Below are 23618 nucleotides of genomic sequence, written 5' to 3'. Positions count from 1 at the left end.
ACTCCCAAGTTCCAAGAATCCTTATGAGCCATTCACCGCACGTTGTCACCGTCACCGCCGCCAACTTTCACGCTGTCGTCATCGAGGGTTCCTACGAGCGCCCCGTGCTGGTCGACTTCTGGGCCGACTGGTGCGCACCCTGCCGGATGCTGATGCCGATGCTGGCCAAACTGGCTGAACAGTACGGGGGACGCTTCCTTCTGGCCAAGGTCGACACCGAGGCCGAGCAGGCGCTCGCCGCCCAGTTCGGCATCCGCAGCCTGCCAACGGTGCAGCTCTTTCGCCACGGTCAGGCCGTCGATCAGTTCATGGGCGCCCTGCCTGAACCTCAGGTGCGCGAATTCCTCGACCGTCACATCCCGCGCGCCTCCGATGGGCTGCTCCAGCAAGCCCAGACGGCCATGGCGGGCGGCGATCTGGCTGGCGCGCGCACGCTCATCGATCGAGCGCACGCCGAGGATCCGGACAACAAGCGTCTGCCGCTGATCGAGATCCAGCTCCTGGCCGGCTCGGGCGAGATCGCCAAGGCGCTGGAGGCGATCGACGGTCTGCCGCTCGAATTCATGAACGATCCCGAGGTCGCCGCGTTGCGCGGTCAATTGAGCTTCGCCGGCGCCATCGAGGGTGCGCCGGCTGAGCCCGAGCTGAGCGCGCGCCTCGACGCCGATCCGCGCGACAGCGAGGCACGCTATCAGCTCGCGGCTCATCGCGTCCTGCGCGGCGATTATGAGAGCGCACTCGAACATCTGCTCGAACTCATGAAGCGTGATCGCGCCTATGGCGAGGACGCCGGTCGTAAGGGGATGCTGGCCGTGTTCGACCTGCTCGGCGGCGGCAACGACCTGGTTGCACGCTATCGGGCCAGGATGATGAATGCCCTGTATTGATCCATCAGGTCAGTGGCCGTCGTCGGACTGGCCTTTGCAAACACCCTCGGCAGCGCCGCAAACCTCAGTCCTGACACCAACCCGAACGATCCAGTCTCGCTGGTCGCCGATCCGGCCTATCGGGCGTCGGTCAAGGCCATCTCCGATGTCACCGAGGAGATGGCCACACGGGTTCGATACCCAGCCTTCTATCGAGGATATCAATGCGCGATGAGCACGTTCAGCGCTTCTTGGCAGGCCGCTTCCAGCCTGGAATCGTGACCTGACGCGCGCGCGCGACTGTGAGCTGTTCGGCCGGCGCCTCGCGCGTGACGACCGAGCCGGCGCCGATGGTCGCGCCCGCGCCGACCTCGACCGGCGCAACCAAAGCCGTATTGGAACCGATGAAGGCTCCATCGCCGATCCGGGTCTCGAATTTGTTGACGCCGTCATAGTTGCAGGTGATGGCGCCGGCGCCGACATTGACCCCGGCTCCGATCTCGGCGTCACCCAGATAGGTCAGATGATTGATCTTGCTGCCGCGTCCGACCTGCGTCTTCTTGATCTCGACGAAGTTGCCGACATGGGTGTCGTCGGCCAGCCGCGCCTCGGGGCGCAGACGGGCGAAGGGACCGATGCGCGCATTGGCGCCGACCTCGGCCGACTCGATGACACAGTTGGCCTGGATCTGGGTGTCCGGGCCGATGACGCAATCCTTGAGCACGCAGTTGGGACCGACGCTCACGCCTGAACCTAGACGCACCTCGCCCTCAATGACGACATTGACGTCGATGAAGACGTCCGGCTCCGCGTCGAGCCGCCCGCGCAGGTCGAAACGCACCGGATCGGCCAGCGTCACACCCGATCGCATCAGCGACTCGGCCTGCCGGCGTTGATGAATCCGCTCCAGTTCGGCGAGCTGGACACGATCGTTCACACCAGCGACCTCGTGCAAGTCCTCCGGTTGCGTGGTCGCGATCGACACACCTTCACGCGCCGCCAGTTCGATGACATCGGTCAGATAGTATTCGGCCTGAGCGTTGTCGTCGTCGATCCGGTCCAGCCAGGAAACCAGGCGCGCATGATCGGCGACCAGGAAGCCGGTATTGATCTCGCGGATCGCGCGTTCGTCGGACGTGGCATCCTTGTCCTCGACGATACGGACCACCCGACCCTCGGCATCACGCAGGATGCGGCCATAGCCGTTCGGATCGTCCAGCTCGGCCGTCAGCACCGCCAGCGGCGTCGGACCCGCCAGCGCGACCAGTCGTTCCAGCGTCTCCGGCGTGATCAGCGGCACGTCGCCATAGAGCACCAGCACGCGATCCATGTCGGTCAGCGCCGGCATGGCCTGGATGACGGCATGCCCCGTCCCGCGCTGCTCGGCCTGCTCGACCCAAAGGCAATCCTCGTCGGCCAGTGCCGCGCGTACCAGCTCCCCGCCATGCCCATGCACCACGACGATCCGCGCCGGATCGAGCGCCCGCGCCGCCGCCAGCACATGCGCCAGCAGCGGACGTCCCGCCAGTGGATGCAACACCTTGGGCCGACGCGAACGCATCCGCTTGCCCTGCCCCGCCGCCAGGATCACGACACCTGTCTTCATCGCTCAGACTCCATAAAAAAACGCCCCCGTCATCACTGATCGGGGGCGTCTGTTCGGATCGAATCGCCTCAGCGCGGACCGCTGAACCGATCAGCCACGCTTCATCTTGCGCAGCTTCTCGATCGCCCGCAGTTGCGCCACGGCCTCGGCCAGCTCGGCCTGCGCCTTGGCGTACTCGAACTCGGCCTTCTGACCGGAGAGCGCATCCTCGGCACGCCGCTTGGCTTCCAGCGCGGCGGCCTCGTCGAGATCGCGCGCGCGGATGGCGGTATCGGCCAGCACCGTCACCTTGTGCGGCTGGACTTCGAGCATGCCGCCGGAGACATAGAAATGCTCCTGCTCGCCCTGCTCGTTCTCCACCCGCACGTCGCCCGGACGCAGACGGCTGATGAAGGCGGTGTGCCGTGGCGCGATACCGACTTCACCCATCTCGGCCGTGGCATAGACCATGGCCGCCTGACCTGAGTGGATGGCGCCTTCGGCACTGACGATATCGACGTGGACTGTCATTGCCATTGGGAAAAGTCCCCCTTAGTTGGCCATCTTCTTGGCTTTCTCGACCGCTTCCTCGATGCCGCCGACCATGTAGAACGCCTGCTCGGGCAGGTGGTCGTACTCGCCGTTGACGATGGCCTTGAAGTCCTTGATGGTGTCCTTGACCGACACGAACTTTCCGGGGGCGCCGGTGAAGACTTCGGCGACGAAGAACGGCTGCGACAGGAAGCGCTGGATCTTACGCGCGCGGTTGACGGTGAGCTTGTCTTCTTCCGACAGCTCGTCCATGCCCAGGATCGCGATGATGTCCTTGAGCTCCTTGTAGCGCTGGAGCGTCCCCTGCACGGCGCGCGCGGTCTCGTAGTGCTCGACGCCGACGACATTGGGGTCGAGGATACGGCTGGTGGAGTCGAGCGGATCCACGGCGGGATAGATACCCAGCTCGGCGATCTGACGCGACAGTACCAGGGTCGCGTCCAAGTGCGCGAAGGTCGTGGCCGGCGAGGGGTCGGTCAGGTCGTCGGCAGGCACGTAGACGGCCTGGAACGAGGTGATCGAACCGGTGCGGGTCGAGGTGATGCGCTCCTGCAGGGCGCCCATCTCGGAGGCCAGGGTCGGCTGATAACCCACGGCGGACGGCATACGGCCGAGCAGCGCGGACACCTCGGTACCGGCCAGGGTGTAACGGTAGATGTTGTCGATGAACATCAGCACGTCACGACCTTCGTCACGGAAGTACTCGGCCATGGTCAGGCCGGTCAGGGCCACGCGCAGACGGTTGCCCGGCGGCTCGTTCATCTGGCCGTAGACCAGGGCCACCTTGTCGAGAACGCCGCCGTCCTTCATCTCGTGATAGAAGTCGTTACCCTCACGAGTACGCTCACCGACACCCGCGAACACCGAGAAACCCGAGTGCTCGACGGCGATGTTACGGATCAGCTCCATCAGGGTCACGGTCTTGCCAACGCCGGCGCCGCCGAACAGACCGACCTTACCGCCCTTGGCGATCGGCATGATCAGGTCGATGACCTTGATGCCGGTCTCCAGAATCTCGGTCGAAGCGGCCTGATCTTCCAGCTTGGGCGCCTGACGGTGGATCGACCAGCGCGCTTCGCTGTTGACATCGCCCTGCTCGTCGATGGGATTGCCCAGCACATCCATGATGCGGCCCAGGGTCGCCTGACCGACCGGCACCTGAATGGGCGCGCCCGTGGCGGTCACGTCGACGCCGCGCTGCAGACCGTCGGTCGAACCCATGGCGATGGTACGCACCACGCCGTCGCCGAGCTGCTGCTGGACTTCCAGCGTCAGACCCGTCGACTCGATCTTGAGCGCGTCATAGACCTTGGGCATCTCGCCGCGCGGGAACTGCACGTCCACCACGGCGCCGATGATTTCCACCACGTTACCGGAACTCATAGTCTTTATCCTCTTTGGCCTCACAGCCACTTAAGCGATTCTGTTTGGATCCCGTGCCCCGCCCGGAGCGATCACGGATCGAGCGCGCGGCCAGCCGGTCGGTTAGACGGCGGCGGCGCCGCTGACGATCTCGGAGATCTCCTGGGTGATGGCGGCCTGACGCGCCTTGTTGTAGACGAGCTGCAACTCACCGATCAGGTTGCCGGCGTTGTCCGAGGCGGCCTTCATCGCGACCATGCGCGCGGCCTGCTCACAGGCGCTGTTCTCGACCACGGCCTGATAGACCAGGGATTCGATGTAGCGCGTCAACAGGGCATCCAGGACCGTCTTGGCGTCCGGCTCGTAGATGTAATCCCAGTGATAGGGCATGGCCTCGCGCTCGCCCGGAACCAGCGGCACCAGCTGACGGATCACCGGACGCTGGGTCATGGTGTTGACGAACTCGTTGCCGACCACATAGATGGCGTCGATCTCGCCGGCCTCGAAGGCATCGAGCATGACCTTGACCGTGCCGACCAGATCCTCGACGTGCGGCTTGTCGCCCAGATGGGTCGCCTGCGCCTTGACCTCGCCGCCGAAGCGCTTGAAGAAGCCGAGCGCCTTGCTGCCGATGGTGCAGAACACCGGCTCGATGCCGGCGGCGCGCTGCTCCTTGATCTCGGCGATCAGACGGCGGAACAGGTTGCTGTTGAGACCGCCGCACAGTCCGCGATCGGACGAGACGACGATGTAACCGACGCGCTTGCGCGGACGCTCCATCGCCATGAACGAGTGCCGATACTCGGGCGTGGCGTTGGCCAGATGACTGATGACCTGGAGCATCTTCTCCGCGTAGGGACGGGAGGCGGCCATGCGGTCCTGGGCCTTGCGCATCTTGGAGGCCGCGACCATCTGCATGGCCTTGGTGATCTTCTGCGTGCTCTTGATGCTCGCGATCTTGGTGCGGATTTCTTTGGCGCCTGCCATTCTTTAGCTCCCAGCCTCCAGCTTCCAGCCGCCAGCCAGTTGGCCGGTGGGTCGAGGAGGTTCGATACTTGTCAAAACGCACCACGCCAGCCCACCGGCCTCCGGCTGGAGGCGGCGGCTGGTCGCTGGCGGCTGTTTACCAGGTGTTGTTGGCCTTGAAGTCCTTGATCGCGGCGTGCATGGCCTGGGCGATTTCGTCGTTGAAGTCGCCGGTCGAGTCGATCTTGGCCAGCAGCTCCGCACGGGCGGACTTCACATAGCTCTGGAGCGCGCGCTCGAAGTCGACGACCTTCTTGACGTCGACGTCGTCGAGGTAGCCCTCGTTGGCCGCGAACAGCGAGATGGCCATCTGACCGACGCTCATCGGCGAGTACTGGAACTGCTTCATGAGTTCGGTGACACGCTCGCCGCGCTGGAGCTGCTTGCGGGTCGCCTCGTCCAGATCGGAGGCGAACTGCGAGAAGGCCGCCAGCTCGCGGTACTGAGCCAGTGCCAGACGGATACCGCCGCCGAGCTTCTTGATGATCTTGGTCTGAGCCGCACCACCGACACGTGAGACCGACAGACCGGCGTTGATGGCCGGACGGATACCCGCGTTGAAGAGGTCGGTCTCGAGGAAGATCTGACCGTCGGTGATCGAGATCACGTTGGTCGGAACGAAGGCGGACACGTCGCCGGCCTGGGTCTCGATGATCGGCAGTGCGGTCAGCGAGCCGGTCTGGCCCTTGACCTTGCCGTCGGTCATCTTCTCGACGTAATCGGCGTTGACGCGCGCGGCGCGCTCCAGCAGACGCGAGTGCAGATAGAAGACGTCACCCGGATAGGCTTCACGGCCCGGCGGACGGCGCAGCAGCAGCGACACCTGACGGTAGGCCCAGGCCTGCTTGGTCAGGTCGTCATAGACGATCAGCGCATCCTCGCCCTTGTCGCGGAAGTACTCGCCCATGGTGCAGCCGGCATAGGGAGCCAGGAACTGCATGGCGGCCGAATCAGCGGCAGGCGCGGCGACGATGATGGTGTGATCCATGGCGCCGTGCTCTTCGAGCTTGCGCACGATGGCGGCGATCGAGGAGTTCTTCTGGCCGACGGCGACGTAGATACACTTAACGCCGGTGCCTTTCTGGTTGATGATGGCGTCGATGGCCACCGCGGTCTTGCCGGTCTGGCGGTCGCCGATGATCAGCTCACGCTGACCGCGACCGACCGGCACCATGGCGTCGATGGCCTTGAGGCCGGTCTGCACCGGCTGGTCGACCGACTTGCGCTCGATGACGCCCGGCGCGACCTTTTCGATCGGCGAGGTGCCTTCGGCTTCGATCGGACCCTTGCCGTCGATGGGGTTGCCCAGCGCATCGACGACGCGGCCCAGCAGACCCGCGCCGACCGGCACTTCCAGGACGCGCCCCGTGCAACGGACCCAATCGCCCTCGGACAGATGGGTGTAGTCGCCCAGGACCACCGCGCCCACCGAGTCACGCTCCAGGTTCAGCGCCAATCCGTAGGTGTTTCCCGGGAATTCGAGCATCTCATAGTACTGAGCGTCGGACAGCCCGTGGATGCGCACGATGCCGTCGGTCAGGCTGACCACGGTGCCTTCGGTGCGGGCCTCGGACTGAAGCTCGAATTTCTCGATCTTCTGCTTGATGAGATCGCTGATCTCGGATGGATTCAGTTGCATGGCGGTGTCCAGTTCAGAATTGCAGAGCGTGGGCCAGTTGCTTGATCTTGCCGCGCACGGAGTGGTCGATGACGAAGTCGCCGGCACGGATCTCGAGTCCGCCGAGCAGGGCGGTATCGATCTCGAAGCTCAGATCGACCTGAGCGCCCAGGCGCTTCGCGAGCGCGTCGGCCAAGGCCGAGCGCTGCGCGTCTTCGACTTCGAACGCACTGCGCACCAGGACGTGACGCACGCCTTGATCGGCGACGCGACGCTCCTCGAAGAGACGCGCGATCTCGGGAATGGCCGCGAGCCGCGCGTTGTCCGCGAGCAGACGCACCAGATTGGCCGGACCCGCCGCCAGCGCGTCGCCACAGATTTCGAGCAGCAGGTCGCGGATCCGCTCGCGCGGCACGGTCGGATTGCCGATCTGCGCGGCCATGTGCGGATCCGAGGTCACTGTCGCCAGCAGCGTCAGCGCGTCGGCCCAGGCGTCGATTCGCCCGGATTCCTTGGCGTGCGCGAAGGCGGCCTCGGCATAAGGGCGCGCGATGGTGGTGAGTTCTCCGGCCATGGTGTTCCCTTAGAGCTGCTTGGCGAAATCGTCGACGATCGAGCGATGGGCCGCGACGTCGATCTCTTTCTGGAGGATCTTCTCGGCGGCGGCGATGGCCAGCGTAGCGACCTTCTCGCGCAGCTCTTCGCGCGCGCGATTGGTCTCACGCTCGATCTCCGCCTTGGCGGCGGCGACCAGTCGCTCACCCTCGGAACGCGCGTCGGACTTCGCCTCTTCGACGATGTCGGTCGCACGCTTCTGGGCCTGACCGACGATCTCGGCCGCGTTGGTCTTGGCCTCTTTCATCAGTTCCAGCGCGCGCTGCTCGCCGAGCGCCTTCTCCTGGTGACCACGCTCCGCGGCGGCGAGACCCTCGGCGATCTTGGCCTTGCGCTCCGCCAACGCTTTCACGATGGGCGGCCAGATGTACTTCATGCAGAACCCGACGAACACCGCGAAGGTGATCATCTGGGCGAACAGGGTCAGATTGATGTTCATAGCGTTGCCTCGTGCCTTTGCCTCGGACCTAGTCAGGGTGACAGGCGAGTGTCCTCGACCCGGCCGGAGCCGGATGCATGTTTAGGCAGCGAACATCAGGTACAGACCCATGGCGATCGCGATGACCGGCAGGGCGTCGACCAGACCCATGACGATGAAGAACTGGGTGCGCAGCATCGGGATCAGTTCCGGCTGACGTGCGGCGCCTTCCAGGAAGCGACCGCCCAGGACACCGATGCCCACGCCGGCGCCGACCGCGCCCAGACCGAGCATGAGGCCCGCGCCGATGAACTTGATGGCCATTGCGAATGCTTGTGCGACTTCGAGTTCCATGAGATCCCCCAGGGGTTTGAGTAAAAAAGACGAACTGTTGGTTGACGAAAACAGGCCGGGCGTCGCGCCATCAGCGGCGCGACGCCCTGGCGGACGATCAGTGATGCTCCTGATGCGCCATGTCCAGATAGACGATGGTCAGCACCATGAAGATGAAGGCTTGCAGCGTGATGATCAGGATGTGGAACACCGCCCAGACGAATTGCAGCACACCGGCTGTTCCGGCCAGGATCATGCCGCCGCCATAGAGCAGCGCGATCAGGATGAAGATCATCTCACCGGCGTACATGTTGCCGAAGAGTCGCAGGGCGAGCGAGACCGGCTTGGACAGCAGACTGATGCCTTCCAGGATCAGGTTCGCCGGCATGCCCCACTTGCCGAAGGGTTGCAGGGTCAGCTCGCCGAGGAAACCGCCAAGCCCCTTCATCTTGATGCTGTAGTAAAGCACCATGATGAACACCATGAGCGCCATGCCGAAGGTGGCGTTCGGGTCGGTGGTCGGCACGACCTTGAGATAGACGTGATGCGGATCGGCGCCCAGGGTGGCGAACAACTGCGCGAACAGGTGCGGGATCAGATCAACCGGCACCAGGTCCATGAGGTTCATCAGGAACACCCAAGCGAAGATGGTCAGGGCCAGGGGGGCGACCATGTCGTTCTTGTGGCTGAAGGAGCCGCGCACGTTCTCTTCGACGAAATCGACGATCCATTCGACGAAGTTCTGCGCGCCGTTGGGCACACCGGCGGTCACGCGCTCGGCCACGCCCTTGAAGAACCACAGGAAGATCGATCCGAGCAGGATCGAGAAGAACATGGTGTCGACGTTGATGGCCCAGAACCCCATCTCGGCAGCCTCTGCGCTGGTGTGCGCGAAGCTCAGCCCATGCTCGGGATGCCAGCCGAGCGTCAGGTTGGTGAGATGGTGCTGGATGTATCCTTGGGAGGTGAGGGTTTCAGAAGAAGCCATCGATCATCTCTCACTTACTGGGTTCGGCTGCCCGTTCGAGCGGCAATCAGGGTCGGAATCACTTGGACCAGGAAGTAGGCGCCAAGCAAGGCCGGCATGTTCAAGTCGTCATAGATCACGAACGCAGCCCCGAAGAGCACGAGGATCAGGGCGATCTTCGCGACCTCGGCGCTGTAAAAACGCAAAACCAGCCTCTCCAGTGCCTGGGCGCGATAGGCGCGAAAGACCCAGGCTACCAGTAAGGCGTTAGCCAGCCAGCAAGTTCCGGCCCCGATCAGGACTGAAATCGCAACTGGACTGCCGAACGGCAGGGCGATGATGGTCAGGATCAAGCCGAAGATCGACTGGATTTTCAGGATCTTTCTGGCTTGAAGCGCGTTCGGCTGTTGCATCGGATCGACGTGAGTGGAGCAGGCTCGGCACTCACAAGCCCGCAATTATAAGTATTCGTGAACACAGGGTCAATGTCTGTGAGCGTCGTTCGTCCGGAAACGGGTTGTCGGAACTTCACTGAATGCGCGACAGGATGCCGTCGAGTTCGTCCAGGGTGTTGTAGGCGATCACCAGCTTGCCCGAACCACGCTGGCCATGCTGGATCCGGACGTGCGCGCCGAGACGATCAGTCAGGTCGTTCTGGAGCTGGCGGATGTTGGGATCGTCCGCCGAAGATGGCTGGGCGGTTGTACGCGACGGCTCGTCGGTCTGCTGGAGTCGGCGTACCAGACGTTCGGTCTCGCGCACCGAGAGTCCGGCAGCGACCACTTGATGCGCGGTCCGACTCTGGATCTCACCCTTGAGTCCGAGCAGGGCGCGCGCATGGCCCATCTCAAGCCGGGACTGTGCCACCAGCTCCTTGACGTCCGCATTGAGTTCCAGCAGGCGCAGCAGGTTGCTGACCGTGGCGCGCGACTTGCCGACCGCCTCGGCGACGTCCTGATGGGTCAGATCGAACTCGGTGATCAGGCGTTCGAGCGCGCCCGCCTCTTCCAGCGGGTTGAGGTCGGCGCGCTGGATGTTCTCGATCAGGGCGATGGCCAGAGCGGTGCGCTCGTCGACCTCGCGCACGACCACCGGGATCTCGGCCAGTCCCGCCTGCTGCGAGGCACGCCAGCGACGCTCGCCGGCGATGATCTCATAACGCGCGCCGGTCGCGCCCGGCTCGGCGAGCGGACGCACCACGATCGGCTGGATCACGCCCTGGGCGCGGATGGAGTCGGCTAGCTCGCGTAGCGCCTCAGGATCGAAGTCGCGTCGCGGCTGATAGCGACCGCGCTGAATGTATTCCAGCGGCAGACGGCGGATTGCTTCGACGGGCGTCAGGCTCGGGTTCGGATTCGGATTCGCGCCGGCACCTGAGGTCGTCGTCGGGGTTTCACCACTGGTCGGATCGAGGCGTGATGCCGGCGGGCGGGCCGCGCCCAACAGGGCGTCGAGTCCGCGTCCGAGCCCTTTCTTGCGCGGCATGCTCTTCTGTTCGCTCGTGTCCATGCGTCTTGGGATCGATTGAGCCGGATCAGGCCGCTTCGGCCTGGCGGCGTTTTTCTTGACGGCGCAGCACCTCGCTGGCGAGCGCCAGATAGGCGAGCGCCCCACGCGATTGCGGGTCGTAAACCAGCGCCGACTGACCGTGACTGGGCGCCTCGGCCACGCGGACGTTGCGCGGGATGATGGTGCGGTAGACCTGATCCTTGAAATGGGTGACGAGCTGGGTCGAGACCTGATTGGCCAGGTTGTTGCGCGGGTCGTGCATGGTGCGCAGGATGCCCTCGATACGCAGACCGGCATTGCGGCTCTCGCGCACCTGTTCGATGGTGTCGAGCAGCGAGGACAGCCCTTCGAGCGCGTAATACTCGCACTGGATCGGGATCAGCACGCCGTGCGCCGCGACCAGCGCATTGAGCGTGAGCATGTTGAGCGAGGGCGGGCAGTCGATGATGACCAGCTCATAGGCGCCGACCGCCGTGGCCAGTACCCGGCTCAAGCGCTGCTCGCGGTCGGACGAATCGAGCAGACCGACCTCGGCGGCGGTCAGATCGGCGTTGGACGGCAGCAGGTCGAATCCGGGCGCGGGTTCGGTGACGCGCTGGAGACAATCAGCGATGGGCACATCGGTCAGCAGCAGATCACAGGTCGTATGCTCGACCTGATGCTTGTCGACCCCGCAGCCCATGGTCGCGTTGCCCTGCGGATCGAGATCGATCAACAGCACACGACGGCGCATGAACGCCAGCGCAGCGGCGAGATTGACCGCCGTGGTGGTCTTGCCGACCCCGCCCTTCTGGTTGGCGATCGCGATGATGTTGACCATGGTCGACTCAGTCACTCCGGAGTTCGATCAGATGACGTGGGGCATCGAGAAAGGGAATCGTCAGCCGATGGATGATCGGCTTCAGCGCGGCCCAGGCCGTCTCGTCGGCGGCTTCGTCCGCGCGCCCCTTCATGAGCAGCAAACGGCCCGGTCGATCGCAGAGATCGGCGGCCAATACCGGCAAGACGGATTCGGCGGCCACCGCGCGGCTGACTATGGTACTGAATTTTCGTCCCGGTCGGTACGCTTCGATGCGCGACTGCACCGGCTCGACGTTGGTCAGGCCGAGTTCGAGCACCGCCTGGCGGACGAAGCGCACCTTTTTGTTGTTGCTGTCGAGCAGTTGGAAGCGGCGTTCGGGCGCGAGGATGGCCAGCGGCAGCCCCGGCAGACCGGCGCCCGTGCCGACATCGAGTACCGTCTCGCCGAACAGAAAGGGCGCGATCGCCAGACTGTCGAGCAGATGCTTGGCGACCATCTCCAGCGGATCGCGCACGGCGGTCAGGTTGTAGGCCTGGTTCCAGCGCGCGAGCAGGCCGAGGAAGGCGACCAGACGTGCCTGTTGCTCGGGCGTCGGCGTCAGTCCGAGCGCGGCACAGCCTTGCGACAGCCGCGCTTCGATGATCGGCCATTGGGTGGCCTCTGGAGAATGTACAGCCTGCTTCATCAGTCCTCACTTCATGATCGATTATTCAGCTTGAGACCCGGAGGTTCAGCGTCCATTCGGCACCGACAACCATGTGTCCACCACGCCGTAGAGCGTCTCGGGCATCACCGGCTTGGTGAGAAAGTCGTTCATGCCCGCCTCCAGACAGCGCGCCCGGTCCTCGGCGAAGGCATTGGCCGTCATCGCCACGATCGGCGTGTCGGCCCCGCGTCGACCCTGACGGATGCGGCGGGTTGCCTCCAGTCCATCCATGTTCGGCATCTGCATGTCCATCAGGATCAGGGCATAGTCGTTCTCCGTGCTCAAGCGCACAGCCTCGACGCCATCGTCAGCGGTATCGACGCTCAACCCGGCCTCCTCCAGCAGCTCACGCGCGATCTCCTGGTTGATCGGCTCGTCCTCGACCAGCAGGACACGACAGCCGGCATGGTCGTGCTTGACACGATCTTCGGCCCCGCCGGTGGGAAGTGGCTCGGTGCTCGACGCAAATACTGTCGGATCGGCCTTGCTCAGACGCGCACTGAACCAGAAGCGACTGCCGACGCCGGGCGTACTGTCGGCGCCGGCCTCACCCCCCATGAGCTGAGCCAGACGCCGGGTGATCGCCAGTCCCAGACCGGTTCCGCCATGCCGACGGGTGATGGAGTTGTCGCCCTGCTCGAAGACACTGAACAATCGGGATAGAACCTCGGACTCGATCCCGGTCCCGGTGTCCTCGACCTCGAAGCGCACCAGGGCGCTGGTTGCGTCCTCCTCGGCCAGTGTCACCCTGAGCCTGATCCGACCCTGCTCAGTGAATTTGATGGCGTTACCGGCATAGTTGATCAGGGCCTGTTGCAGCCGTGTCGCATCTCCGAGCAGACAGGGCGGTAGCGGGTCGACCTCGCTGTCGATCCGCAACCCCTTGGCCTCGGCGCGCTCGTGCAACATCGACAGCACCCGTTCGACTAGCTCATCGATGCGTAGCGGCGCCTCTTCGAGCCTCAGCTTGCCGGCCTCGATCTTGGAGAACTCCAGGATGGCGTTGATGAGATTGAGCAGATGCGTGCTGGCCGCCTCCAGCTTGTCGAGTCGCGCGGTCTGATCGGGCGAGAGACCGGCTTGACGCATCAGATGCGCCATGCCGCTGATGGCGTTGAGCGGGGTGCGGATCTCGTGGCTCATGTTGGCCAGGAACTCGCTCTTGGCCCGATTGGCCGCCTCGGCGGCGTCGCGGGCGGCGGCGAGTTCAGCCGTGCGCGCCTCGACCAGCGCCTCCAGATGATCCCGACGCTGTTGCAGTTCGGCCTTGGCCTGGCGCAGTGCCTTCTCGTCGTCGACGCGCCGCTCTTGGGACTGGAGCAACAGACCCAGCACGACCATGAGCAGCGGCAACACGGTGAGATAGGGGACGACGATCTGCTCCAGGACACTCTGACGCCAGTCGCTGGGCAGCAGCGGTATCCAGGCCAGGGCCAACACATGGACCAGCAGCCCGAAGAGCGCCAGCGTCCAGACATCGACCCGCACGCGATCGGTCCGGCGCAGGGCGTAGAACAGACTGCCCAGCACAGCGGCGGTCAGGATGGTTCCGACACCCATGTAGACGCCTGGACCGCCCATCCAGATCCGATAGGCCGCCGCGATCGATGCGGCCACGGCAGCGGATGGAGCGCCGCCGAAAAGTCCGGCCAGCCCCACAACCACAGTGCGCCCATCGAAGATCAGCTCGGGTCTCAGGGTCAGCGGATAAAGCATGCCGACCAGGGCGACGAGGCCGAAGATCAGTCCATTGAGGAGCCGAACGGCCAGATGCTCGCGCGGCAGCCGGACGATGAAGAGGCTGTAGGCCGCCACCAGCGCCAGCAGCAGCGTGGCATTGTGGATCAATCCAGCCAGAACGCTCATGGATGAATACTCTCAATCCCCTTAGCTTTCCAGAAGGCGACCGAGCCAAGGCCAGTCGCGCTCCCAGGCAAATCCGGACCACAGAAGTTGAAAGCTTAGTCCGGTCTCGTCGCGCCGGCCATGACAAGCCGTCACCCCGGCGATTGCGATGAGCCGTTCTCCCTGGAAGATCAGGGGCACATGACCTCTGAGCCAGGCCGGGACACCTGACTCCTGGAACAACTTTTTCAGGGTGCGATGCGGTCGGTTCATGCCGGCCCGACAGCTGTGACCGAAATCACCGAAGCGAACCTGGAGTTCGATCACATTCGCGTCCCCCTTGGGTGGCGGCGAGGTGTCGAGTGCTCGCGCCTGGATAGAGTGGACGTCCGGCGCATCTGCGTCAGGGTGTCGCCGCCACTCCAGACGCCCGAATCCATCCGGCAACTCCAGGACGCCATGCTCTCCGCTGATACGCCAAAGGAAGTGCATCTCGCTCGCCGGCGGTGGCGGTAGCGGACGAAAAGCCAGCAGCTCGCCACGATAGCGCCGCACCTCACACCCCTTCCAGACGACGCCTGGATTGGCATCGGCGCGGGCGGCTGGCAGTTCGTCGAGCAGACGGTCGAGATGCCGGGTGTCCGGCGGTCTGAAACCTCGTTCGATCAGCCAGTGCCGCACCACGGCCTTGCGCAATGGCCGATCGAGACGCCCGAGCGCGGCCAGTGACAGCGCGCCCGGTTGGACCCCACGGGCTTGGATGAGCGTTCGAGCAGCATACTGGTCGACCAGTTCGGCCGCCTCGGCGCAATGGCGCGCACTGCGTGCCAGGGTCGCGTCCGCCGACGGCCAGCGCGCGCGCAGCCGCGGCAGCACGCGGTGGCGCAGATAGTTGCGGTCGAACGCGGTGTAGTCGTTGCTGGGATCCTCGATCCAGTCGAGCCCCCGACGGTGCGCATAGTCGGCGAGCGAGCGGCGGCTGACATCAAGCAGCGGTCTGACGAGCCGTCCGGCGCCGAGCGGAGCGCTGAACGGCATGGCGGCCAGCCCATGCGGACCGCTGCCACGCAGCAGCGCCAACAGCAGGGTCTCGGCCTGATCGTCGCGATGCTGGGCGGTGAGCAGGAGGTCGCCCGGTGCGAGCAGACGACGAAAGATGGCGTAACGCACCTCGCGCGCCCAGGCTTCCAGGCTTTCACGGGTTCGAGGGGATGAGGCTGGACGTTCGATCCGCAACGGGATGTTCAGCGCGGCACAGCGTGCGACACAGTGTTCGGCCCAGTCGGCCGAGGCCGCTTGCAGCCCATGATCGACATGCACAGCCATGAGCCGGTCGTGCGAGTCTGCACCTGGCAGCCGCGCGCGGATCGCCGTGAGGGACTCCAGCAGGACGCTGGAATCCAGCCCGCCGCTGTAGGCGATCCAGTAGCGCGGAACCACACCGAAAGGAACGAGCCGTTCCAGCAGCGCGTCGGGCGAAAACTCGGTCGTCACATGGACGCCGCCGTTCGGCTCAGGCTTCCTTGAAACGCCCGAAGCCCATCAAACGCTTGTAACGCGCCGCGATCAGTGCATCCATGTCGATCTTGTCGAGCGTCTCCAGACGCGCCAGCAGCGCCTGCTTGAGTGTCTTGGACATGGCGTCCGGGTTGCGGTGAGCGCCGCCCAGCGGCTCCTCGATGACCTCGTCGACCAGTCCCTGTTCCATCAGCTTGTCGGAGGTGATGGCCATGGCCTCAGCGGCCAGTTGCGCCTTGTCGGCGCTCTTCCACAGGATCGAGGCGCAGCCCTCGGGCGAGATCACCGAGTAGGTGCCGAACTGCAACATGCCGAGCCAGTCGCCGACGCCGATGGCCAGCGCGCCGCCCGAACCGCCCTCCCCGACCACAGTGCTGAGAATGGGCGTGCGCAGACGCGACATCTCGCGCAGATTGCGTGCGATCGCCTCGCTCTGGCCGCGTTCCTCGGCACCAACGCCCGGATAGGCGCCCGGCGTGTCGATGAAGGTCAGGATCGGCATCCGGAAGCGCTCGGCCATCTCCATCAGGCGCAAGGCCTTGCGATAGCCCTCGGGACGCGGCATCCCGAAGTTGCGCTGGATCTTCTCCTTGGTGTCGCGCCCCTTCTGATGCCCGATGACCATCACCGGACGCCCGTCGAGCCGGGCCAGTCCGCCGACGATGGCCGGATCGTCGGCAAAGGCGCGGTCGCCGTGCAGCTCGTGGAACTCGTCGAAGATCCGCCGCACATAGTCGAGCAGATAGGGACGCTGCGGATGGCGCGACAGCTGCGAGATCTGCCAGGGCGTCAGCGAGGAGAAGATCGACTCGGTCAGCGTCCGGCACTTGGCCTGCAAGCGCTCGATCTCCTCCTGGATGTTGAGTGCATTGTCGTGCCCGACCAGCCGAAGCTCTTCGATCTTCGCCTCGAGTTCCGCGATGGGTTGTTCAAAATCGAGAAAATTGAGATCCATGGGTTCCGAGATCGTTTGTCTGAACCGCGCCTGCTGTAGGCTCTTGATGCCGTCGTCGGCTCGCGACCGAGCATCGCGAGACAAAGGCTCGATAATCTAGCGCACCCCGGCTCCCGAGTACAGCGCGACGCACCATCGGTCAGCCGCGCGCCGCCTGTATGGGAAACTGCCGGCTCAGCTGCGTCCACCACGCGTTCAAATGCCCGGCGGCCCACTGCATACCGTCGCGCAGCCAGATCTCCAGCCCGGCCAGGGTCGCCTGCGGGTCGAGATCGAACCGCTCCAGCACGGTCTGTACGGGCGGAGCTATCGAGATCAGACCGGCGAGCACAGCGGCCATGCCCAGGGTGCTCCAGGGATATTTCAGGCTGATCGGCTTGAGTGCGGTGCCGAAGGAGCGCTTGACCTTGGCGTTGAACAGATCGACGCTCGAAAACTCGTCGAGCACCAGATGGGTCAGATAGCCGAGGCCGACCATCAGACCAGCGATCCAGGCACGCTCGGCCGAGTGCTCCCACACCCAGTAGGCGAGATTGGTCGTCGCCATCGACACGGCGGCGACGGCCAGCCAGGAGTGCCAGACCCCGCGATGGACGGTGAAGCTCGAAAAGACCTTCAGCACGCCATAGCGCACCGCCAGAAAGACCGTGCCCCAGATCGCCGCCAGCACCAGCGGCTGAAAACGCACCGTCAGCGGCAGAGTGACGGCGAAGGCCAGCACGACCCCCAGGACGTTGAACAGCAGTCCGGTCGGCCTGGAGCGCTCCAGGTCGATGTCCGGCAGCAGACTGCCGGCCACGCCGAGTGCGAACAGGACCGGCATCTGCGACTGCTCGATGAAGCCGGCCACATGCAGCGAGAGCGTGGCGGCGGCACTGACGAGGATGCCGATATTGAGATGTGTCTGAAAATTGGCCATGTGTCTCGCGCCCCATACAAACGTCGCTCACCGGCCAACCTCAGCCTGCGCCCGCTCTTGTAGACCACCGAACTGTTCGGCGCGATGTTATAAACAAGGCTCGGCTCCGAATCAAAACATTCCGAGTTTCGGCCCCGCCCCCTGGCGATCGGCGGATAATGGGCGTCAGGTTCACTTGGAGGTTCGACACCATGCCCCGTTCGTCACTGACACTCGCGCTCGTCCAGCAATCCGACCAGGGCAGTACCGCCGCCAATCTGGAGGACTGCGAGGCCGCCATCCGCGCCGCCTCGATCCGCGGCTGCGAGCTGGTGCTGCTCCAGGAGCTGCACAATGGTCCCTATTTCTGCCAGACCGAGAACCCGGATCTGTTCGATCTGGCCGAGTCCATCCCCGGATCGACCACCGAGCATCTGAGCGCGCTCGCGCGCGAGCTGCAACTGGTGATCGTCGGCTCGGTGTTCGAGCAGCGCGCGCCCGGTCTCTATCACAGCACGGCCGTGGTCCTGGACGCCGATGGCGCGCTCGCGGGCATCTATCGCAAGATGCACGTCCCGGACATGCCCGGCTGTTACGAGAAGTTCTATTTCACACCCGGCGATCTGGGCTTCAATCCGATCGACACCGCCGTGGGACGCCTGGGCGTGCTCATCGGCTGGGATCAGTGGTTTCCGGAAGCGGCGCGCGCCATGGCGCTCGGCGGCGCCCAGATCCTGCTCGCACCGAGCGGTATCGGCGCCAATCCCAACGACATGCCCGAAGAACAACAACGTCGGATCCAGTCCTGGATCACCGTCCAGCGCGGGCACGCCATCGCCAATGGTCTGAGTCTGGCCGCCTGCAACCGGGTCGGTTACGAGTCCGACCCCAGCGGTCTGACGCCGGGGACGCGCTTCTGGGGCAGCTCCTTCGTCTGCGGCCCCCTGGGTGAGATCCTCGCCCAGGCCGACGACCAAGCGCCCAAGCTCCTGGTCGCCGAGGTCGATCTGACGCTCACCGAGCCGGTGCGGCGGCTCTGGCCCTTTCTGCGCGACCGGCGCATCGACGCCTATGACGACCTGGAGCGGCGCTTCCGCGATTGAGCATTGAGAATGCCGCCTGAACGCTCGATATGGTTTGCTTCGAGTGAACCAACGACGACAGTCACACTCCCTGGAGGACAACCCAATGACCCAGACCGATGACCCCAAGACCCTGATGCGCTCGATCATCCAGCGCATCGCTACCGGCCCCGAACTCTCCAAGGACATTTCGCTCGACGAGGCGCGCGCCGGAATGCGCGCCATCCTCGACAATGCGGTCGATCCGGTCCAGGCCGGCATCTTCCTGATCGCGCTACGCATGAAGCGCGAGACCGACGACGAGATGAAGGGCGTGCTGGATGCCATCCGCGAGGCCACCGGCCATGTGGTCGCCGGGGTCGACGAGGTGGTCGACATCGCCGATCCCTATGACGGCTACAACCGCTGTCTGCCGGCCGCGCCCTTCCTGATGCCGGTGCTGGCCGAGTGCGGCGTGACGAGCATCAGCCATGGCGCGCACGCCGTCGGACCCAAGTTCGGCGTCACCCATCGGCATGTGCTGGAGGCTGCCGGGGCGCCGGTCGATCTGACCCCGGTCGAAGCCGCCGAACGCCTCGCCGACCCCGAACTCGGCTGGAGCTATGTCGACCAGCGCGCCTTCTGCGCCCCGCTGCACCATCTGGTCGGCCTGCGCTCGACCATCGTCAAGCGTCAGGTCATCACGACGACTGAGGTGCTGGCGCGCCCCATCCACGGGCGCAAGCACACCCATCTGGTGACGGGCTATGTCCACAAGCCCTATCCGCGCATCTATGCCATGCTCGCGCGTCATGCCGGGTTCGACTCGGCGCTGCTGATCCGGGGCGTCGAGGGCGGCGTCATCCCCTCGCTGCGGCAGCAGGGCGTCTGTTTCAGCTATCAGCATCATTCCGAGGAGCAGTCCTTCGAGATCGACCCGACCGCGCTCGGCATCGAACAGACGGTGCGCTCGGCACCCCTGCCCGAGGATCTGCCCCAGACCACTCGGCCGGGCGACGAGATCGCGGTGGCGGTCGATATCGAGGCCACGGCTCAGGCGGCGGCTGAGGCCGGACTGGCGGCGCTCGATGGGGCCAAGGGACCGACCTACGACAGTCTGGTCTGCACCGGCGCACTCATCCTCTGGCATCTGGGACGCGAGCGTTCGCTGGAAGTGGCCGCCGATCGCGTCCGCGACGTGCTCGACTCGGGCCGCGCGGCGCGGAGGGTGCGCTGATGTCGGATGCTTTCGTCGCCGTCGCCGCCTGCGATACCATTCCCGAAGGTAAATTCATCAAGGTCAGGGTCGCGGGACGCGATGTCATCCTCGCCCATGTCGACGGGCGTTATCATGCCGTCGAAGACAATTGCAGCCACGAGGATTATCCGTTGTCGTTCGGCTGTCTCGACGGCAACCGGATCAAGTGCTCGCTGCACGGCAGCCGCTTCAGTCTGGAGACCGGCGAGCCGCTCGACGAGCCGGCCGACTGCCCGATCCGAGTCTTTCCGGTGAAGGTCATGGACGGACGGGTGTGGATCGATCCGACCGCTTGAGCCTGGCACATCCGACACCGAACATGGGTTCGCATCGTGCCTCTGCCTCGGAATGCGGTAGTCTGCGCCCTGGATAGGCTCTAGAATCGCGCGGCGGGTGCGTTGTGAATCCCGGCCTTCAGGACGGGAGGATGTCAAACAACAGGGGATACAGGCGGCATGAGGAGAGGGCTGGACCGAGACCGGATCGGCCATTCGACACCGATGACAGGGACAGGACGCACCGTATCGACTCGGATTGACTTCAGCCTCGTTCGCGGCACACTCCTGTGTCTTGCCCTCTGTATTTCGGTGCTGCTCGCCCCCCTGGACGCACTGGGCAATCCTCAGACCCTGTGGCGCGAGGACGAGCAGCGGATGCAGCTGGGCCTGAAGCTCTTCCCGGTCAGCATTGGTGCGGTGGAGTCGCTCGAGACCGCGCTCGGTCCGGACGGACGGCTACTGGTGCTGGTGGTCCACGAGGGCGCCAAGCCCCCCGCGCTCCAGCTCCCCGCACAGCTCGAGTCCGCGAAGGTCCGCGGTCACGGACTCAGGGCCAAGGTACTCTCGGCAGCAGAGCTGGACGCCTATTCAGGCCCGCGTCCAGGCGGCATCTTCATCGCGAGCGTCGGCCTGTCCCCCGATCGCCTGCGCGCCTGGTCCGAGCGTCAACGCGCGCTCGTCTTCTCTCCGTTCGATGGCGCCGTCGAGGCCGGCGCCGTGGTCGGTCTCCATGTGGCCGATCGCGTTCTGCCCATCGTCAACCTGACCCAGGCCGAACGCTCGGGCATCCGGTTCAGGCCCTACTTCCTGGAAGAGGCGCGTCACTACGAACCCTTCGACGAGATCGACCGGCGCGCTGACTTTCTGCGCAACTTCGCCTTCTTCATCCAGTGGCCCGCCGCCGCGTTCGACTCGGCCTCCGCACCGCTGCGCTACTGCGTGCTCGGCAACCCGCAGCTGTCCTCCAGTCTGCGGCGGATGCTGACCGGCGAGCAGGTCGCGGGCCGGCCGTTGCAGCTCGCCAGCCCCCAGGAGCAGACGCCCTGGCGCCGCTGTCATGTGCTCTATCTCGACCGGCGGGCGACCGAATCCATGTCCAGCGTGCTCGCCGAGGTCGCGGGGGCGCCCGTGCTCACCGTCGGTGATACGGAGCGACTGGTGCACGCGGGCGGCATGGTGTCCCTGGTGCGCGAGGACGGGCGACTGCACGCCATGATCGATCACGAGGCCGCCACGCGCACAGGCATCCGGATCAGCTCCAAGTTGCTGCGCCTGTCGACCCTGGTTCCGAAATCACGGACGCGCTAGCGCCAATGATAGGAGAACTGAACCCACCAGAGGCGCTCTTCCAGCCGCGGATAATCATCCATGTAGGTATAGGCGGCGGCGGGCGACTTGATCTGCTGCCCCAGAAGATTGTCGACGCCTGCGCGCAGAGTCAGTCCGGGCGTGCCAACGTCGAACCAGCTCAGGGTCAATGACACATCCTGATAACCAGGGAGCCGGTCGCGCCTTGGATCGTCCGCCGAGCGATGGCGGTCGCCGACATACCGCCAGTGGCCACTCAGCAGGATGTCGGAACGCGGACGATAGAACAGACCCAGGTTGCCCAGCCAGTCGGCCGCGCCGGTCAGCGGAGCACCGGCCTCCTCGTCCTGGGTGTCGCTGTAACTGAGGTTGGCCGTCAGTTTCCAGGTCGCACTCAGTCGCTGCTCCCATTCGGTCTCGACGCCCTGGAGCCTCACCCGTCCACGGTTGTCATAGCGATCGTTCGCGAGAACGATCAGATCCCTGACCCGGGAGTGATAGAGCGTGGCGCGCGCGACTGCGGCGCCACGCCGGAAGATGTATCCGAGTTCGGTGGTGGACACGGTCTCGGGATCGAGAGAAAAAGTGCTGCGCACGCCGCTTCTGGCGTTGCCGTAGAGCTGATACAGGGTCGGCGGAAAGAAGGCCTCGGCATACTGCGCCTTGATGAGGTGTTCGTCGCTGAGGGTCCAGACGGCCGCCAGACGCGGTGAGAGATTGTCGCCGGCGTCGCTGTAGCTGTCATAGCGCAGACCGGCCGTCAGGGCCAAGGGCTCCAGGAGCTGGAACTGATCCTGCACGGCGATGCTGTAGGTCGAGCGCCGCGCCCCCTCTTTCATGAAGTTCTGGTCGCCGCTGTAGCGACGCACGATCGGGAGCGGCTCCAGCGTCTCGGCATCGCCGTTGAAGGCCCACCAGGCGTCATCGATGCGTGCCTCGGAGGCCGAGAGGCTCAGTTGCCAGCGATGCCCGCTCCAGCCGCGCCAGTCGAAATCGAGTTCGGCCTCCTGGCGAGTGATACGCACATAGTCCTCCAGGAAGACGCCGTCGGGATAGACGTTCTGCGACCCCAGCGGGAAGGCCACACCCGAGGGCAGTATGTCCACGGCCCAGTTGCCGATGAACTCTGACCAGCTGAGCTTGAACTCGGCGCTGAGTGTGGGCAACGGGTCGAAAGCCTGACGCACCTGGACCAGACTCTGTTCGGCCTGGGAGGCGTTCGCGCCCGTGTTTGGCTCGGGCAGTACGTTCAATGGTCCGAAAAAGGTTCCGCCCTGATTGCGACTGTACTGCGCGAGCACGGAGAGTTTCTTGTAATCCAGCGCAAAGACGGCCAGCCGGTGGTTCTCGGCATTGTTGATGCGGCCCGGCGCTTGGGAGAGTTCGCTCTGACCCAGGACATAGAGCCGGTCGGGTCCGGCGGTGATCTCTGTGCCCTGCCGGTCCCAGCCCGAGGCATTCAGATTGAGACGCCAGTCGCCATCGGGCGATCGTGCCGACAGCACGGCGCCCGTCCCATAGGCTTCGCCGCTTCCAGCCTCGACATAGACGCGATTCTCGTTCTGGCGGGTGATGACGTTGATGACGCCCGCGAAGGCGAACTCGCCATGCACCGCCGAGCCGGGGCCGCGAATCACCTCGATGCGTTCCACCTGCTCGATCGGAATGTAGAGGATGTTCGAATAGCCGCCGAAGGCATTGTTCATCGCCACCGAATTGAGCAGCAGCTTGACGTTGCCGTTGCTGTGCTGAAAGCCGCGGATCGCCACACGCAGCCCACCATTGTTGTTGCGGTCGATCTGCACGCCGGGAACCAGCTCCAGGGCTTCCCAGACGGTCCGCGCCCCGAGCGCGATGAGTTCGTCGCCGTACAGGATGCTCAGGATGCCGGGGACATAGTCAGCGTTCAGGCGGGTCTTGGTTGCCAGGGCCGACACGTCACCGAGCACCGACAACAGATCCGCCCTCGCGGCCTGATCGCCCTCGATGGCCTGCCGTTCAGAGCCGGCCGTTGTGCTCAGCGGCCCGGAGGCCGCCAGCGGCGAGCCGATGACCGTGGCCATCAGAATGGAACCGATCAGCAAGCGCTGCGCCGTTGCCATGCATGCGCCCCCACGTCAAAAACCCACACTGCAACC

The 23618-nt window shown here is 64.9% G+C and carries 24 protein-coding genes; 6 read left to right on the top strand and 18 right to left on the bottom strand.

What is annotated here, in order from left to right:
- Window positions 1–23: 23 nt before the first annotated feature.
- Window positions 24–887, top strand: a complete 864-nt coding sequence (gene trxA, locus HW932_RS00460; RefSeq protein WP_176974536.1) for a thioredoxin — start codon at window positions 24–26, stop codon at window positions 885–887.
- Between the two features lie 12 nt (window positions 888–899).
- Window positions 900–1148 (top strand): hypothetical protein, encoded by a 249-nt coding sequence (locus HW932_RS00455; protein WP_176974535.1) that lies wholly within the window; start codon window positions 900–902, stop codon window positions 1146–1148.
- On the opposite strand, the gene glmU is transcribed toward HW932_RS00455, so the two are convergent.
- The 17 genes from glmU to HW932_RS00370 all read right to left on the bottom strand — a co-directional run bounded on the left by glmU (window position 1108) and on the right by HW932_RS00370 (window position 17596).
- Window positions 1108–2472: a bifunctional UDP-N-acetylglucosamine diphosphorylase/glucosamine-1-phosphate N-acetyltransferase GlmU gene (glmU, locus tag HW932_RS00450; protein ID WP_176974534.1), complete on the bottom strand. Its 1365-nt coding sequence runs from the start codon at window positions 2470–2472 to the stop codon at window positions 1108–1110. The genes HW932_RS00455 and glmU overlap by 41 nt on opposite strands.
- A gap of 90 nt (window positions 2473–2562) precedes the next feature.
- Window positions 2563–2988, bottom strand: a complete 426-nt coding sequence (locus HW932_RS00445) for a F0F1 ATP synthase subunit epsilon (protein ID WP_012969295.1) — start codon at window positions 2986–2988, stop codon at window positions 2563–2565.
- A 15-nt stretch (window positions 2989–3003) separates the two neighbouring features.
- Window positions 3004–4386: a F0F1 ATP synthase subunit beta gene (gene atpD / locus HW932_RS00440; RefSeq protein ID WP_176974533.1), complete on the bottom strand. Its 1383-nt coding sequence runs from the start codon at window positions 4384–4386 to the stop codon at window positions 3004–3006.
- A 102-nt stretch (window positions 4387–4488) separates the two neighbouring features.
- On the bottom strand, window positions 4489–5352 hold the full coding sequence (atpG, locus tag HW932_RS00435; protein WP_012969293.1) for a F0F1 ATP synthase subunit gamma: 864 nt from the start codon (window positions 5350–5352) through the stop codon (window positions 4489–4491).
- 136 nt (window positions 5353–5488) lie between these two features.
- Window positions 5489–7030, bottom strand: coding sequence for a F0F1 ATP synthase subunit alpha (gene atpA, locus HW932_RS00430; protein WP_176974532.1), 1542 nt, complete (start codon window positions 7028–7030; stop codon window positions 5489–5491).
- A 13-nt stretch (window positions 7031–7043) separates the two neighbouring features.
- On the bottom strand, window positions 7044–7583 hold the full coding sequence (locus tag HW932_RS00425; RefSeq protein ID WP_012969291.1) for a F0F1 ATP synthase subunit delta: 540 nt from the start codon (window positions 7581–7583) through the stop codon (window positions 7044–7046).
- 9 nt (window positions 7584–7592) lie between these two features.
- The gene (locus HW932_RS00420) at window positions 7593–8063 is read right to left on the bottom strand and encodes a F0F1 ATP synthase subunit B (RefSeq protein WP_176974531.1); all 471 of its coding nucleotides are present in this window, start codon (window positions 8061–8063) and stop codon (window positions 7593–7595) included.
- Window positions 8064–8144: 81 nt separating this feature from the next.
- Entirely contained in the window at window positions 8145–8396 is a 252-nt protein-coding gene (gene atpE / locus HW932_RS00415; protein ID WP_012969289.1) for a F0F1 ATP synthase subunit C, read from the bottom strand.
- 97 nt (window positions 8397–8493) lie between these two features.
- Complete coding sequence (gene atpB / locus HW932_RS00410; RefSeq protein ID WP_176974530.1) at window positions 8494–9363, bottom strand: F0F1 ATP synthase subunit A; 870 nt, start codon at window positions 9361–9363, stop codon at window positions 8494–8496.
- A gap of 14 nt (window positions 9364–9377) precedes the next feature.
- Window positions 9378–9755, bottom strand: a complete 378-nt coding sequence (locus tag HW932_RS00405) for an ATP synthase subunit I (RefSeq protein ID WP_176974529.1) — start codon at window positions 9753–9755, stop codon at window positions 9378–9380.
- Window positions 9756–9870: 115 nt separating this feature from the next.
- A complete protein-coding gene (locus HW932_RS00400; RefSeq protein WP_176974528.1) occupies window positions 9871–10851 on the bottom strand; it encodes a ParB/RepB/Spo0J family partition protein in 981 nt (326 codons plus the stop codon).
- A gap of 25 nt (window positions 10852–10876) precedes the next feature.
- Entirely contained in the window at window positions 10877–11671 is a 795-nt protein-coding gene (locus tag HW932_RS00395; protein WP_176974527.1) for a ParA family protein, read from the bottom strand.
- Between the two features lie 7 nt (window positions 11672–11678).
- On the bottom strand, window positions 11679–12338 hold the full coding sequence (gene rsmG / locus HW932_RS00390) for a 16S rRNA (guanine(527)-N(7))-methyltransferase RsmG (protein ID WP_176974526.1): 660 nt from the start codon (window positions 12336–12338) through the stop codon (window positions 11679–11681).
- A 45-nt stretch (window positions 12339–12383) separates the two neighbouring features.
- Window positions 12384–14225 carry a response regulator gene (locus HW932_RS00385; RefSeq protein WP_176974525.1) on the bottom strand — a complete coding sequence of 614 codons (1842 nt, stop codon included), beginning with the start codon at window positions 14223–14225 and terminating at the stop codon, window positions 12384–12386.
- Window positions 14226–14246: 21 nt separating this feature from the next.
- Window positions 14247–15698: a tRNA lysidine(34) synthetase TilS gene (tilS, locus tag HW932_RS00380; RefSeq protein WP_176974524.1), complete on the bottom strand. Its 1452-nt coding sequence runs from the start codon at window positions 15696–15698 to the stop codon at window positions 14247–14249.
- Between the two features lie 19 nt (window positions 15699–15717).
- Window positions 15718–16677: an acetyl-CoA carboxylase carboxyltransferase subunit alpha gene (locus HW932_RS00375; RefSeq protein WP_176974523.1), complete on the bottom strand. Its 960-nt coding sequence runs from the start codon at window positions 16675–16677 to the stop codon at window positions 15718–15720.
- 139 nt (window positions 16678–16816) lie between these two features.
- Window positions 16817–17596: a metal-dependent hydrolase gene (locus HW932_RS00370; protein WP_176974522.1), complete on the bottom strand. Its 780-nt coding sequence runs from the start codon at window positions 17594–17596 to the stop codon at window positions 16817–16819.
- 191 nt (window positions 17597–17787) lie between these two features.
- Between HW932_RS00370 and HW932_RS00365 the strand changes: the two genes are divergently transcribed.
- The 4 genes from HW932_RS00365 to HW932_RS00350 all read left to right on the top strand — a co-directional run bounded on the left by HW932_RS00365 (window position 17788) and on the right by HW932_RS00350 (window position 21480).
- Window positions 17788–18678 (top strand): carbon-nitrogen hydrolase, encoded by an 891-nt coding sequence (locus HW932_RS00365; RefSeq protein ID WP_176974521.1) that lies wholly within the window; start codon window positions 17788–17790, stop codon window positions 18676–18678.
- 85 nt (window positions 18679–18763) lie between these two features.
- Entirely contained in the window at window positions 18764–19873 is a 1110-nt protein-coding gene (locus HW932_RS00360) for an anthranilate phosphoribosyltransferase (protein WP_176974520.1), read from the top strand.
- Window positions 19873–20190, top strand: a complete 318-nt coding sequence (locus HW932_RS00355; protein WP_176974519.1) for a Rieske (2Fe-2S) protein — start codon at window positions 19873–19875, stop codon at window positions 20188–20190. The genes HW932_RS00360 and HW932_RS00355 overlap by 1 nt, the downstream gene beginning before the upstream one ends.
- A gap of 291 nt (window positions 20191–20481) precedes the next feature.
- Window positions 20482–21480: a YfiR/HmsC family protein gene (locus HW932_RS00350; protein WP_176974518.1), complete on the top strand. Its 999-nt coding sequence runs from the start codon at window positions 20482–20484 to the stop codon at window positions 21478–21480.
- Here HW932_RS00350 and HW932_RS00345 read toward each other — a convergent pair.
- Window positions 21477–23582: a TonB-dependent receptor plug domain-containing protein gene (locus HW932_RS00345; RefSeq protein ID WP_176974517.1), complete on the bottom strand. Its 2106-nt coding sequence runs from the start codon at window positions 23580–23582 to the stop codon at window positions 21477–21479. The genes HW932_RS00350 and HW932_RS00345 overlap by 4 nt on opposite strands.
- Between the last annotated feature and the right edge of the window lie 36 nt (window positions 23583–23618).

Source organism: Allochromatium humboldtianum, from assembly GCF_013385175.1.
Lineage (GTDB): Bacteria > Pseudomonadota > Gammaproteobacteria > Chromatiales > Chromatiaceae > Thermochromatium > Thermochromatium humboldtianum.
Note: the sequence above shows the minus strand (reverse complement) of the source record. Positions and strands in the feature narration are given on the sequence as shown.